Annotated in this window: 12 protein-coding genes; 5 read left to right on the top strand and 7 right to left on the bottom strand. The window is 67.0% G+C overall.

The genetic code is table 11. From position 1 onward, the window contains the following. Positions 1-141: 141 nt before the first annotated feature. On the top strand, positions 142-1,422 hold the full coding sequence (locus tag AB5S05_RS12800; RefSeq protein ID WP_369287916.1) for an MFS transporter: 1,281 nt from the start codon (positions 142-144) through the stop codon (positions 1,420-1,422). Here AB5S05_RS12800 and AB5S05_RS12795 read toward each other — a convergent pair. The 4 genes from AB5S05_RS12795 to AB5S05_RS12780 all read right to left on the bottom strand — a co-directional run bounded on the left by AB5S05_RS12795 (position 1,419) and on the right by AB5S05_RS12780 (position 6,238). Further along, a complete protein-coding gene (locus AB5S05_RS12795) occupies positions 1,419-1,859 on the bottom strand; it encodes an acyl-CoA thioesterase (RefSeq protein ID WP_369287915.1) in 441 nt (146 codons plus the stop codon). The two genes, AB5S05_RS12800 and AB5S05_RS12795, sit on opposite strands and share 4 nt — an antisense overlap. A 102-nt stretch (positions 1,860-1,961) precedes the next feature. Then, complete coding sequence (locus tag AB5S05_RS12790; RefSeq protein ID WP_369287914.1) at positions 1,962-3,125, bottom strand: iron-containing alcohol dehydrogenase; 1,164 nt, start codon at positions 3,123-3,125, stop codon at positions 1,962-1,964. Between the two features lie 72 nt (positions 3,126-3,197). Next, positions 3,198-4,988, bottom strand: coding sequence for an acyl-CoA dehydrogenase C-terminal domain-containing protein (locus AB5S05_RS12785; RefSeq protein WP_369287913.1), 1,791 nt, complete (start codon positions 4,986-4,988; stop codon positions 3,198-3,200). Then, on the bottom strand, positions 4,985-6,238 hold the full coding sequence (locus tag AB5S05_RS12780) for a 3-hydroxyacyl-CoA dehydrogenase (RefSeq protein WP_369287912.1): 1,254 nt from the start codon (positions 6,236-6,238) through the stop codon (positions 4,985-4,987). Before AB5S05_RS12780 ends, AB5S05_RS12785 begins: the two co-directional genes overlap by 4 nt. 103 nt (positions 6,239-6,341) lie before the next feature. Between AB5S05_RS12780 and AB5S05_RS12775 the strand changes: the two genes are divergently transcribed. From AB5S05_RS12775 to AB5S05_RS12760, 4 genes are all read left to right on the top strand, one after another. After that, positions 6,342-7,241 (top strand): LysR family transcriptional regulator, encoded by a 900-nt coding sequence (locus tag AB5S05_RS12775; RefSeq protein WP_369287911.1) that lies wholly within the window; start codon positions 6,342-6,344, stop codon positions 7,239-7,241. Positions 7,242-7,375: 134 nt separating this feature from the next. Next, the gene (locus AB5S05_RS12770; protein WP_369287910.1) at positions 7,376-8,422 is read left to right on the top strand and encodes a polyamine ABC transporter substrate-binding protein; all 1,047 of its coding nucleotides are present in this window, start codon (positions 7,376-7,378) and stop codon (positions 8,420-8,422) included. Between the two features lie 44 nt (positions 8,423-8,466). Beyond that, positions 8,467-10,917 (top strand): putative bifunctional diguanylate cyclase/phosphodiesterase, encoded by a 2,451-nt coding sequence (locus AB5S05_RS12765; protein ID WP_369287909.1) that lies wholly within the window; start codon positions 8,467-8,469, stop codon positions 10,915-10,917. Between the two features lie 133 nt (positions 10,918-11,050). Then, positions 11,051-11,524, top strand: coding sequence for a hypothetical protein (locus tag AB5S05_RS12760; RefSeq protein WP_369287908.1), 474 nt, complete (start codon positions 11,051-11,053; stop codon positions 11,522-11,524). 34 nt (positions 11,525-11,558) lie between these two features. On the opposite strand, the gene AB5S05_RS12755 is transcribed toward AB5S05_RS12760, so the two are convergent. The 3 genes from AB5S05_RS12755 to AB5S05_RS12745 all read right to left on the bottom strand — a co-directional run bounded on the left by AB5S05_RS12755 (position 11,559) and on the right by AB5S05_RS12745 (position 12,958). Beyond that, a complete protein-coding gene (locus tag AB5S05_RS12755) occupies positions 11,559-11,726 on the bottom strand; it encodes a hypothetical protein (protein ID WP_369287907.1) in 168 nt (55 codons plus the stop codon). A 192-nt stretch (positions 11,727-11,918) separates the two neighbouring features. Then, the gene (locus tag AB5S05_RS12750) at positions 11,919-12,344 is read right to left on the bottom strand and encodes an HPF/RaiA family ribosome-associated protein (protein ID WP_369287906.1); all 426 of its coding nucleotides are present in this window, start codon (positions 12,342-12,344) and stop codon (positions 11,919-11,921) included. 269 nt (positions 12,345-12,613) lie between these two features. Next, a complete protein-coding gene (locus AB5S05_RS12745; protein WP_369287905.1) occupies positions 12,614-12,958 on the bottom strand; it encodes a cupin domain-containing protein in 345 nt (114 codons plus the stop codon). Positions 12,959-12,969: the final 11 nt, after the last annotated feature.

The raw sequence follows: 12,969 nt of genomic DNA, 5'->3' as shown, positions 1-12,969 counted from the left end.
GGGCGTCCCCTGCATGAACGGGCAGCCCGAACGGCCGCCCCGTTACTTTTCACCATAGGCCCTCGCGGCCCGCAGCGGTAGCGGGCGCACGAGACGGCCAGGCCGGCTAGGCTTGTGGCCAAGTCGCACGGAGGTAGCCGCATGACCGCCAGCCTCGCTCCCGGGGTCCGCCGCCGCGAAGCCTGGGCCTGGGCGATGTACGACTTCGCCAACTCCGGTTACACCACGGTGGTGATCACCGCGGTGTTCAACGCCTACTTCGTCGCCGTGGTGGCCGGCGGCGCAGACTGGGGCACCCTGGCCTGGACCAGCACCCTGGCCATCTCCTATGCCCTGGTGATCCTCAGCGCGCCGCTGCTCGGCGCCTATGCCGACGCCCACGCCTGCAAGAAGCGCCTGCTGCTGCTCAGCACCCTCGGCTGCGTCGCCGGCACCGCCGGCCTGGCCCTCGCCGGCCCGGGTGCCCTGGGTATCGCCATGCTGTTCGTGGTGCTGTCGAACTTCTGCTTCGGCAGCGGTGAAAACCTGATCGCCGCCTTCCTTCCGGAAATTGCCCGCGAAGGGGCCATTGGCCGCGTCTCCGGCTGGGGCTGGAGCCTGGGCTATCTCGGCGGCCTGCTCAGCCTCGGCGCCAGCCTGGCCTATGTCGGCTGGGCGCAGGCCCGCGGCGACACGGCGGCGCAGTTTGTGCCGGTGTGCATGCTGCTCACCGCCGGCCTGTTCGCCGTGGCCAGCCTGCCGACCTTTCTGCTCCTGCGCGAGCGCAGCCAGCCACAGGCCCCGAGCGGTGCCGGCGCGCGGGTGGCCTTCGCCCGCTTCGCCCGCACCCTGGGCGAGGCCGGACGCTACCGCGACCTGCTGCGTTTCCTGGCCTGCACCCTCTGCTACCAGGCCGGCATCGCCGCGGTGGTGACCCTGGCCGCGATCTATGCCGACCAGGCCATGGGCTTTTCCACCCAGGATACCCTGCTGCTGATCCTGCTGGTCAACCTCACCGCCGCCCTGGGCGCGCTGGCGTTCGGCTATGTGCAGGACCGCCTCGGCCACCTCGCCACCCTGCGCCTGACCCTGTGCGGCTGGCTGCTGATGGTCGCCCTGGCCTGGGCCGCCGAGGGCCCGCCGCTGTTCTGGCTGGCGGCCAATGTCGCCGGCCTGTGCATGGGCGCCAGCCAGTCGGCCGGGCGCGCCATCGTCGGCCTGCTGGCGCCGCCGACGCGGCTGGCCGAGTTCTTCGGCCTGTGGGGCCAGGCGGTGAAGCTGTCGTCGATCCTCGGCCCCATGACCTATGGCCTGACCAGCTGGCTGAGCGCCGGCGACCACCGCCTGGCGATCCTGCTCACCGGCAGCTACTTCGTCCTCGGCCTGCTGATCCTGGCCGGCGTCGACCTCGAACGCGGTCGCCGCGCGGCCCTGGGCGACTAGCCGGCGGCGACCAGCAGTTCGGCCAGGGCCGCGCGCAGGCGCGCGGGAATCGGCACCGGTCGGTTGTTCTGGCGGTCGACGAACACGTGCACGAAGCGCCCGGCCGCGCAGGCCTCCGGCTCGCCGGCCTTGAACACCGCCAGCTCGTACTGCACCGAGCTGTTACCCAGCTTGGCGACCCGCAGGCCGACCTCGATGCGCTCGGGGAAGGCGATGGAGGCGAAGTAGTCGCAGCTGGAGCTGACCACGAAGCCGACCACCTCGCCCTGGTGAATATCCAGGCCGCCGGCGTCGATCAGGTAGGCATTCACCGCGCTGTCGAAGTAGCTGTAGTAGGTGACGTTGTTGACGTGACCATAGAGGTCGTTGTCGTGCCAACGGGTGGTGATCGGCTGGAAGTGACGGTAGTCGCTGCGCAGGTGCTGAGGTGGGTTCATCGAGGTTCCTTGAATCATGGGGCGGTTACCCGATCGCGGCTCAAGCCGCCGCCATCGCTGCCTCTCATTGTCCGATGGGAGCGTTCTCGCCGCGCTGGGTCGTCAGTAGGCCGACTGGTAGATGGCCAGGGCGTGGGCCTCGGTCATCTCGCGCGGATTGTTGACCAGCAGGCGCTGCTGCAGCATGGCATCTGCCGCCAGTTGGGCGAGGCTGTCCTGCGGCACCCCGGCATCACGCAGGCGGGTCGGCAGGCCGCTGCGCTCGGCGAAGTCGGCCAGGGCGCCGATGAACTGTTCGGTCTGGCTCATGGCATCGCCGGGACGCAGTCGCTCGCCAAGCACCAGTGGCGCCAGCTCGGCATACAGCGGGGCGGCATTGGCCGCATTGAAGCCGAGCACGTGGGGCAGCACCAGGGCATTGCTCAGGCCGTGGGGGATGTGGAAGTGCCCGCCCAGCGGATAGGCCAGCGCGTGCACCGCAGCCACCGGCGCGTTGGCGAAGGCCTGACCGGCCAGGCAGGCGCCGAGCAGCATGGCCTGGCGCGCCTCGCGATTGGCGCCGTTGTGCACCGCCTCGTCGAGGTTGGCGGCCAGCAGACGCAGGGCCTCGCGGGCCAGCAGGTCGGACAGCGGGTTCTTCTTCAGCGCGCTGGTGTAGGCCTCGATGGCGTGGACCATGGCGTCGATGCCGGTGGCGGCGGTGACCGCCGGCGGCAGGCCGAGGCACAGGTCGGCGTCGAGCAGGGCCACATCCGGCAGCAGCAGCGGCGAGACCACGCCCATCTTGCTGGTGGCGCCGGTGGTGACGATTGCCACCGGGGTCACTTCCGAACCGGTGCCGGCGGTGGTCGGCACCTGGATCAGCGGCAGGCGCCGGCCGCGGGCGGCGCCGACGCCGTAGATATCCTGCAGGCGCTGGGCGCACTCGGGATGGGCCAGCAGGGCGACCAGCTTGGCCACGTCCATCGAGCTGCCGCCGCCGAAACCGATCACCAGCTCGGCCTTGAGCGCCCGGGCCTGCGCCACCGCATCCAGCACCACCGCCTCCGGCGGGTCGGCCAGCACCTGATCGAACACCTGGGCGGTCACGCCCTCCTGAAGAAAACCGGCGAGCACCTCGGCCAGCAGGCCGAGCTTGGTGATGCCGGGGTCGGTGACAATCAGCACCGAGCGGGCGCCGCGCTCGGCGCACAGGGCCCCCAGGCGCCGGGCCGAGCCGGTTTCGCAGATGATCTGCGCGCAGGTGGCGAAGCTGAATGGGTGCATGTTGCCGCTCCTCTTGTTGTAGCCCGGATCCCGGGTGGAGAACGCTTCGCGGTTTTCCACCCCATGGGGTTTCTAGAACGCGAAGCTGTCCTCCGGCATGGCCATCATGCACCCGGCGCCGCCCTGCAGGGCCTCGCGGTGACCACTGGCCCGCGGCAGCACGCGGCGCAGGTAGAAGCGCGCGCTGTGCAGCTTGGCCTGGTAGAAGGCCGCCTCGTCGCTGCCCTGCTCCAGCATATCCTGGGCGCGGGCCGCGGCCTGCAGCCACAACCCCGCCAGCAACACATAGGCCGAATACTGGAGGAAGTCCACCGAGGTGGCGCCGATTTCCTGGGCATCACGCTGGCAGGCGGCGATCACCTCGGCGCTCAGCTCGCGCCATTCGCCCAGGCGCGCCTGCACGGTCCTGGCCTGTTCGGCCAGGGCCGGGCGACCGAGCTGCGCATCGCACAGTTCGCTGAACTCGGCCTGCAACGCGGAGAGCTCCGCGCCGCCGTCACCGAGCAGCTTGCGGCGAATGTAGTCCAGCGCCTGGATGCCGTTGGTGCCCTCGTACAGCTGAGTGATGCGGCTGTCGCGCATCAGCTGCTCCATGCCCCATTCGCGGATGTAACCGTGGCCACCATAGACCTGCACGCCGAGGCTGGCGACCTCCTGGCCCATGTCGGTGAAGAACGCCTTGACCATCGGGATCAGCAGTGCCGCTCGCCGTCCGGCCGCCTGGCGCGCGCGCGCATCGCCCTGACCGTGCTCCAGGTCGAGCTGGCGCGCGCAGTAGGCGGCGAGCATGCGGCTGCCCTCGACCAGGGTCTTCTGGGTCAGCAGCATGCGCCGCACGTCCGGGTGGTGGATGATCGGGTCGGCCGGTTTGTCCGGCTCGGCCGGGCCGCTCAGGGACCGCGACTGCAGGCGCTCGCGGGCATAGCGCAGGGCACCCTGGAAGGCCGCCTCGGCGATGCCCAGGCCCTGCAGGCCGACCTGGAAGCGCGCGTCGTTCATCATGGTGAACATGCAGGCCAGACCCTGGTTGGCCTCGCCGATCAGCCAGCCGCTGGCGCCGTCGAAGTTCATCACGCAGGTGGCGGCGCCCTTGATGCCCATCTTGTGCTCCAGCGCGCCGCAGCTCAGGGCGTTGCGCGCGCCCGGCGTGCCGTCCGGGTTGGCGACGAACTTGGGCACCAGCAGCAGGCTGATCCCCTTGACCCCGGCCGGGGCATCCGGCAGGCGCGCCAGCACCAGGTGGACAATGTTCTCGGACAGATCCTGCTCGCCGCCGCTGATGAAAATCTTGCTCCCGCTGACCTTATAGCTGCCGTCCGCCTGGGGCTCGGCACGGGTGCGCAGCAGCGCCAGGTCGGTGCCGGCCTGGGGCTCGGTCAGGCACATGGTGCCGGCCCACTGGCCGCTGACCAGTTTTTCCAGGTAGGCATCTTTCAGCGCGGCACTGCCATGCCTATGCAGCGCCAGCACCGCGCCCTCGGTCAACCCGGAGTAGACCCGGAAGGACAGCGAGGCGCCCATCAGCATCTCGTGGAAGGCGCACGCGAGCAGCTGCGGCAGGCCCTGGCCACCGTACTCACCGGGCCCGGTCATGCTCGCCCAGCCGTTGTCGACGTACTGCCGGTAGGCCTGGCGGAAGCCGTCGGGGGTGCGCACGGCACCGTCGACCAGGGTGCAGCCCTGCTCGTCGCCCTGGCGGTTGAGCGGCGCGACCACCTCGGCGGCGTAGCGCGCGCCCTCCTCCAGCACGCCATCGATCAGCTCGCGGTCCAGGCCTTGGCCGAGCGTCTCGCAGTGGGCGGTGACGTCGAACAGCTCATGGAGGACGAAGCGCATGTCGCGCAGCGGCGCCTGATAGCTCATGCCCGGCCCTCCCGCACGTCGGACACCCGCACGTCGGCAAACCGCTTGCCGCTGGCGGCCAGGGACTCGATCAGCGCGGCGGGTCGCCAATGCTCGCCGAAGCGCGCCTGCAATGCCTGCAGCCGCGCCAGGATATCCGCGGCGCCCTGGTCGTCGGCCCAGGCCATGGGCCCGCCCTGGTCGGCCGGGAAGCCGTAGCCGTTCAGGTACACCCGATCGATGTCGTGGCTGCTGGCGGCGATGCCCTCCTCGAGGATTTTCGCCCCCTCGTTGACCAGCGCCAGCAGGCAGCGCTCGAGGATCTCCTCGGCGCCGACCGCGCGGCGGGCGAAGCCCAGTTGCTCGGACACCTGCTGTACCAGGGCGTCCACCTCGGGGTCATGTTCGGCCTGGCGGCTGCCTTCGGCGTAGCGGTAGTAGCCCAGGCGTGCCTTCTGGCCGAAGCGGCCGAGCCCGCACAGGCGGTTGTCGACCTGTACCGCCGGGTCGTCCTGGCCCTTGCCGGCCAGCTCGCGGGCGCGCCACTCCAGGTCGATGCCGACCACGTCGTACATGCGGAACGGCCCCATGGCGAAGCCGAAACCCTGCAGCGCGGCGTCCACCTGGTGCGGGTAGGCGCCTTCGAGCAGCAGCATGCGCGCCTCGCGCACGTAGGCGTGGAGCATGCGGTTGCCGATGAAGCCGTGGCAGTTGCCCGCCACCACCGCCACCTTGCCGATGCGCCGGCCGAGCTCGAGGGCGGCGTCCAGCACCGCCGGGGCGGTCCTGGCGCCGCGGACGATCTCCAGCAGCTTCATGATGTGCGCCGGGCTGAAGAAGTGCAGGCCCAGCACGCTTTCCGGCCGCGCGGTGACCGCGGCGATGGCGTCGATGTCCAGTGCCGAGGTGTTGCTGGCGAGGATCGCCCCGGGCTTGAGGGTGGCGTCCAGGGTACGGAAGATCTGCTGCTTGAGCTCGAGGTTCTCGTACACCGCCTCGATCACCAGGTCGACCTCGGCCAGCGCCGGGTAGTCGCTCACCGGGGTGATGCAGGCCAGGCGCGCGGTGGACTCCTGCTCGCTGATGCGGCCGAGGCGGACGTTGTGCGCATTGGTCTCGGCGACCACGCCCAGGGCCTGTTCGAGCATCTGCGGGTTGTTGTCCAGCCACAGCACCCGGATGCCGGCGTTGGCCAGGCTCATGACGATGCCGCGGCCCATGGTGCCGGCGCCGATTACGGCGGCGCGGTCAATGCTGCAAGCGTTGCTCATGCCAAACCCTCTTCTCGATAGCCGAACAAAAAAATCGCCATTCACCTTAAGCAAGGCGCTACTATTTTTGAAATTTAGTCTTGTGATAAGTCGTATTTAGCTTATGAATATCTTGACCTTCGATCTCAACCTGTTGCGGGTGTTCGATGCGCTGATGCGCGAGCACAACGTTTCGCGCGCCGCCGAACGCCTGGCCCTGAGCCAGCCGGCGGTGAGCAACGCCCTAAACCGCCTGCGCGAACTGCTCGACGACCCGCTGCTGGTGCGGGTCGGTCGCAGCATGCAGCCGACTCCACGGGCCCAGGCCCTGGAAGCGCCGATCCGCGCCGCCCTGCAGCAGATCGAGCAGAGCCTCAGCGCCGGCGAGCGTTTCGACCCGGCCAGCAGCAGCCAGCGCTTTCGCATCGCCGTCACCGACTACGTCGAGCTGATCTGCATGCCGCGCCTGCTCGAGCAGCTCAGCCGCCAGGCGCCGGGCATCCGCCTGGACATCCGCCACCTGACGCCGAGCCTGCCGGTCGATGCGCTGGACAAGGGCGAGCTGGACCTGGCTCTGGGCCGCTTCGAGGAGGTGCCCGCCCGCTTCGCCCGCCGTCACTGGATGAGCGAAACCCTGCAGCTGGCCCTGCGCCGGGGCCACCCGCAGGTGCACGGCAAGCTGGACCTCGACACCTTCCTCGGGCTGCGCCACCTCTGGGTGCACGGTGGCCAGACCCGCGGCATGGTCGACCAGTGGCTCGGCGAGCAGGGTCTCAGCCGCGAGATTCTCTACACCACGCCCAATTACCTGCAGGCCGCGCATATCGTCGCCAGCAGCGAACTGGCCGCGGTGCTGCCGACCCAGCTGGCCCGCCACTTCGCCGCCCTGCTGCCGCTGCAGCTGTTCGACCTGCCCATGCCGATCGGCTCCTTCCACCTGGAAATCGTCAGCCCGGCCCAGCGCCAGCGCGACGCCGCACTGCAGTGGCTGATCGAACAGATGGTCGCCATCGGCCAGCGCTGAGCGGGCCGGCGCCGCCCGAGCCAGGGCCATCGGCGGCTCGCACCTAGTGCGCGAGGAAATAATCCCGGCAACAGGGAACGGACACAATAACCGGCTACCCTTGCTCTGACGGACCGATTCCAGGAGGTTTGCGCATGATGCCGATACTTCGCCGCCTGCTTGCCCTGGCCGCCTGCCTGCTGATCGCCCAGGCCAGCCAGGGCGCCACGCGCCAGTTGCTGATCCTCAACTGGTCCGATTACCTGGACCCGGCGCTGATCGAGGCATTCGAGCGTCAACGGGACGTCAAGGTCATCGAGAGCTACTACAGCACCGACGAAGCGCGCACCCAGATGCTGCTGGAGAATGACGCCGAGGGCTACGACCTCATCCTGACCTCCGGCAGCGATCTGGCCGCCTATGCCAAGCGCCGCTGGATCGCCCCGCTGGAGCATGCCCGCCTGGCCAACTTCAGGCATATCGACCCTTACTGGCTGCGGGCCTTTCCCGCCGCGCAGCGCTATGGCGTGCCCTACTTCTGGGGCACCCTGGGCATCGCCTACCGAAGCGACCTGGTGAACGCGCCCATCTCCACCTGGCAGCAACTGTTCCGCCCGGCGGCGGAATTGCGCGGCAAGATCGCCATGATCGACGACACCCGCGACCTGATCGGCATGAGCCTCAAGGCCCTGGGCTATTCGGCCAACAGCAGCGACGCCGGGCAGCTCAAGGCCGCCCAGGCCCTGTTGCTGGCGCAGAAGCCCCATGTGCGCAGCTACAACTACATCTCCCTCGACGAAACCTCGCCGATCCTCAGCGGCGAAATTGTCGCCTCCATGATGTACAGCGGCGATGCGCTGATGCTGCAGGCGCACAACGAGCACCTGCGCTATGTCCTGCCAAGCGAAGGCGGCAACCTCTGGATCGACTATTTCGCCCTCGGCTACAGGGCGCGCAGCCCCGACCTGGCCTATGCCTTTCTCGACTTCATCAACGTGCCGGCCAATGCCGCGCAGCAGGCCCAGTACGTCCACTACGCCACCCCCAACCGCGCAGCGCAGGCGCTGTTGCCCGAGGACTTGCTGGCCGATCCGGTCATCTACCCCGATTCCGCCAGCCTGGCCTCATCCGAGTTCTATTCCCCCTTGCCGGCCAGGGCGCTGCGCCTGCGCAACCAGATCAGCGCAAGCATCCTGCGCTAGACGATGCGCGCGCGCCGCCACGCCCGATCAATGCCGAGGACACCATGAAGCTCAGTACCCGCCTGCCCTTGCTGGTCGTGCCGCTGATCACCATACCGCTGCTGATGGCTGGGCTGCTGGCGTTCTTCGAGCTCAAGAACAGCTCGCAGAAAAGGGGCGAGGAGCAGATCCATCTGCTCCTCGCCCGCCTCGACGGCCAGCTGCAGCAGATGATCAACACCGCCGGCGCCAACGTCGCGCTGCTTGCCGAAGATCCCCTGCTGCAGAAATACCTGCTGACCGAGGAAGCCGAAGAGCGCTACATGCTGCTGCAGCGCCCCCTGCAGAACAGCCTGATCAACATTCAGCGGGTCTTCCCTCAGTACTACGAGATCCGCGTGCTGCTGCCCGACGGTTACGAAGACCTGCGCATAACGGCCGGCGAGCTGCCCAATCAGAGCGAAGAAGAGGCGCAGAGCGCCACCTTCCTGGCGATGCAGGCCTCCGCGCTCGCCACCTCGAGCCGCATCGCGGTCAACCCCGACAATCGACAACCGGCGCTGTATGTCTCCCGCGCGATTCGCCTGATCGACCCGGCCCTGGACTCCTATAACGCCCAACCGCAGCTACGCGGCTACCTGAGCCTGACCGTCAGCCTTGACGCCCTGATCGACACCCTGACGCCCTCGCCCTGGCCACGGGGAGGCCTGCTGCTCAGTGACGAACAGGGCCAGTTGCTGGCCGCCTCCCGGTCGCTTGAGCGCTCGCCATTGCTCGAGCAGGTGGCGCTCGCCCCGATCACCGCCGGCCCGCCGGGCGTGCACCGCAGCCTGTTGGGCGAGGAAGCCTACCAGCACCACGCCAAGCGCCTGGCCGAGGGGCTCTGGGCGCACCTGCTGATCCCCGAGGACGTGCTGCTGAGCCAGTCACGCAGGATCGGCGTGCTGGTGCTGCTGATCTGCCTGGCGGCCATCGCGCTCTCGGTTCCGCTGCTGCTGGTGGTGATCCGCAACCGCCTCCTGCGACCAGTCGAGCGTCTCAACCAGGCGCTGGCCAGCCTCGGCCAGCAACGACAACTGGTCCAGGTCCCGCTGCCGATGCAGAACGACGACGAGATCAGCGAATTGAACCGCTCCTTCAACCAGATGAGCCTGGCCCTCTACAAATCCAATGAGCGCATCCGCAACCTGGCCTTCAGTGACAGCCTGACCGGCCTGCCCAACCGGCATATGTTCATCAAGACGCTACGCCGCGAGATCGAGACGGCGCGCCTGAACCGCGGCAAGCTGGCCCTGTTGTTTCTCGACCTGGACAACTTCAAGCATATCAATGACACCAAGGGCCATCCCGCCGGCGACCAGTTGCTGATCAAGGTCAGCGAGATTCTCCAGGCCCACCTACGTGACCATGACTACCTCAGCCGCACGACCGATCACGACGTGCGCCATGACATGGCCCGCCTGGGCGGCGACGAGTTCACCCTGCTGCTGCATCAAGCCAATGCCGATCACCTGGCCGGCCCGATAGCCGAGCGCATCATCACGGCGCTGGGCGAGCCCATCGCGTTGGGTGACAGCCACTGCTACGTCGGCTGCAGCATCGGTATCGCCATCTACCCGGAAGACGGCACGGATGTGGAAACCCTGGTCAAGCACGCCGACCTGGCGATGTACCACGCCAAGATGCGCGGCAAGAACAACTACCAGTTCTTCTCGCAGAGCATCGCCGAACGCTCGCACCAGCGCATCGAGCTCGACCAGCACCTGCACAGGGCCGTGGAGACCCTGGACTTTCACCTGGTGTACCAGCCCATCGTCGACAGCAAGACCCTGCGCATGATCTCCGCCGAGGCGCTGATTCGCTGGAACGACCCGCAGCTGGGACTAGTGCCCCCCGACAAGTTCATTCCCCTGGCCGAGGAAAATGGCCTGATTCTGCCGATCGGCCAGTGGGTCATGGAAGCGGCGGCGCGTCAGGTCGCCGCCTGGCGGCGGGCCGGCCTAGCGCTACGGGTCGGCATCAACCTGTCCAGCGTGCAACTGAGCCAGCCCGACATCGCCCGACAGATCGGCACGCTGCTGGACAAGCACAGGCTCGATGCCGACGACCTCTACGTCGAGCTGACAGAGACGGCCCTGCTGCAGGGCCACGAGCAGGTCCTGAAGAACCTGCAGCAACTGCGCACGCTGGGGGTTCAGATTGCCCTGGATGATTTCGGCACCGGCTACTCTTCGCTCAGTTACCTGCAGACGTTGCCGATCGACATTCTCAAGATCGATCGCAGCTTCATTCTCGACCTGCAGGAGCGCAACAACGGGGTGATTCTCTCGGCCATCATTACCCTGGCCCATTCCCTGGGCATCAAGGTGATCGCCGAGGGCGTGGAGAACCATGACCACCTGAGCTTTCTGCTGAGCGAAGGCTGCGACCTGATGCAGGGCTACCTGTTCAGCAAGCCCTGCTCGGCCGAGGAGATAGAAGCCTTGATCAGGGCCGCCAGCGCCGAGGTGATCTAGTCGCCTCAGCGCGCACCTGCAGCCGTTGCATGGGCGCCTGTGCTGGCTGCGGCGCTGCCCCCGCCTAAAGGGGCCGCCCGCACGGCGGCAGCGGTATCGGGGACGAAGCGGGCGCTGTTAAACGGAGGTCGAGATGACGCTGCAAACCTGGGAACTGCTGTCCTATATCGTCACGGTAGTGGCCTTGCCATTCGCGATCGGGGTGTTCCTATTCGAACAGCGCAAGGAACGCGCGAACGAGGAGGAGGCCACCTGGCAGCTGATTTGCGACGCCTACATCGACTTCCTCGAGGTGGTGCTGGCCAACCCCGACCTGAAGCTGCGCAGTCAGCCGGCCACCCCCGATCTCAATGAGGAACAGCATGAACGCATGCTGCTGATCTTCGACATGCTTATCTCGCTGTTCGAGCGCGCCTATCTGCTGGTGTACGACGAGCACATGGACGCGAAAAAACGCCGGCGCTGGAACTCCTGGGAGGATTACATGCGCGAGTGGAGCCAGCGTGAGGACTTCCGCGAGCGACTGCCGGAGCTGCTAAGGGGCGAAGACCCGGACTTCGCCGCCTATCTGCAGCGCATGGCGCAGCAAGCCGAGGCCGAACGATAACCTGGGGCGGCGCGACCGGATGCCCACAGTGCTGTCAACTGGCGCCTTCGCCGATCAGCATGCCATGCACGACCAGGCAGGTCTTGCGTCCACTGCGCAGCTTGAGCGGGCTACGACTGATGATCTGCCAGCCGTCGCTGAGCATTCTATCGATATGCGCGCGCAGCGCGGGGAGCTGCCGCTGTTCTTTCTGGGTCTTCATGGTCGAGTCCTTTCGTCCAGTGGCTGGCGCCATCATGAGGGTGCGCTGCCGTCATCCGTGAAGCGCGTCACAAAGCATACATGGCCACTGGCCAGCTGAGAAGTCACGATGGCGGACATTTCTATGCTGCCGGCGGCGCCGCGTGGCTGCCCCCCAGGCAGCCACGCGGACGCTAGATCGAAGGGAGAAAACTCAGTAGCGGCCGAGGGCTTCCTGCTTGGCCAGGAACTCTTCCTGCAGCAGGGCTTCGGTCACATGGGCGGGCTCCTCGTCGAAACGCGGATCATCGATATGCCCGGTCGACACGGCCTTGACCTCGAGCTTGCCGATCAGGTGATCGAGGGCATGGCGCATCTTCTCGGCGGCACCCTCGACGGCGAGGTCCAGCGTGGCGGCCTTGTGGGTGACGGATACGGATTGATGCCCCTTGGGACGCGCTTCGATGTGGCAGCGCTTGTCGTCGACACCGGCCTTGCTGCCGTTCTCATCGGTGAGGTGAACTTCGATACGGGTTAAAAACTCGTCGAAGCGGTCCAGGCGCTCTGTCAGAGTCGCACTTACCCACTCCTGGAGCCGGGCACTTCCTTCGATGTGATTGCTGTTCACTTGAACTTGCATAAGGTGCCTCACTTCTTCTTCCGGTCTTGAACTTCCTGGCTACATAGTTCCTCTCGGCGAAGGCATTTGTCGATGCCTGTACGATAAAAATCTCCCCCGAAATGTGTCGCCAATTATGTTTGCGCAGCCCATATGGGTTTGAGTCTACAACTGCCTGGCCGGTTCTGCCCGGGTCGTCCCTGTCTGGCGCAGACATGCCGAGCGTTCAGCCTGAAAACAAAAAACCCGCGGACGGCGGGCTCTTTGTCTGATGCGTGGGGCCGGAAACCTCAGGCAAACACGAAATATTTGCGCACGGTCTCGACGACTTCCCAGGTGCCGGTCATGCCGGGTTCGACGACGAAGATGTCGCCGGCCTTCAGGTGAATCGGCTGCATGCCGTCCGGGGTGATGATGCAGTAGCCTTCCTGGAAGTGGCAGTACTCCCACTTGTCGTAGGCGACCCGCCACTTGCCGGGGGTGCAGATCCAGGTCCCCATGATCTTCTTGCCGTCTTCGGAGGTATAGGCATTCAGGTTGACGGTATGCGGCTCGCCCTCGATGCGCTCCCACTTGCAGGCATCGAGCACGGGTACGGGGGTGGTATCGCGCAGAACGGTAATCGGATTAGGCATGATCGCTCCAG

It is taken from the genome of Pseudomonas zhanjiangensis (assembly GCF_041027545.1).
GTDB classification, from domain to species: domain Bacteria; phylum Pseudomonadota; class Gammaproteobacteria; order Pseudomonadales; family Pseudomonadaceae; genus Aquipseudomonas; species Aquipseudomonas zhanjiangensis.
This window is presented reverse-complemented; position numbering and strand designations above follow the sequence as displayed.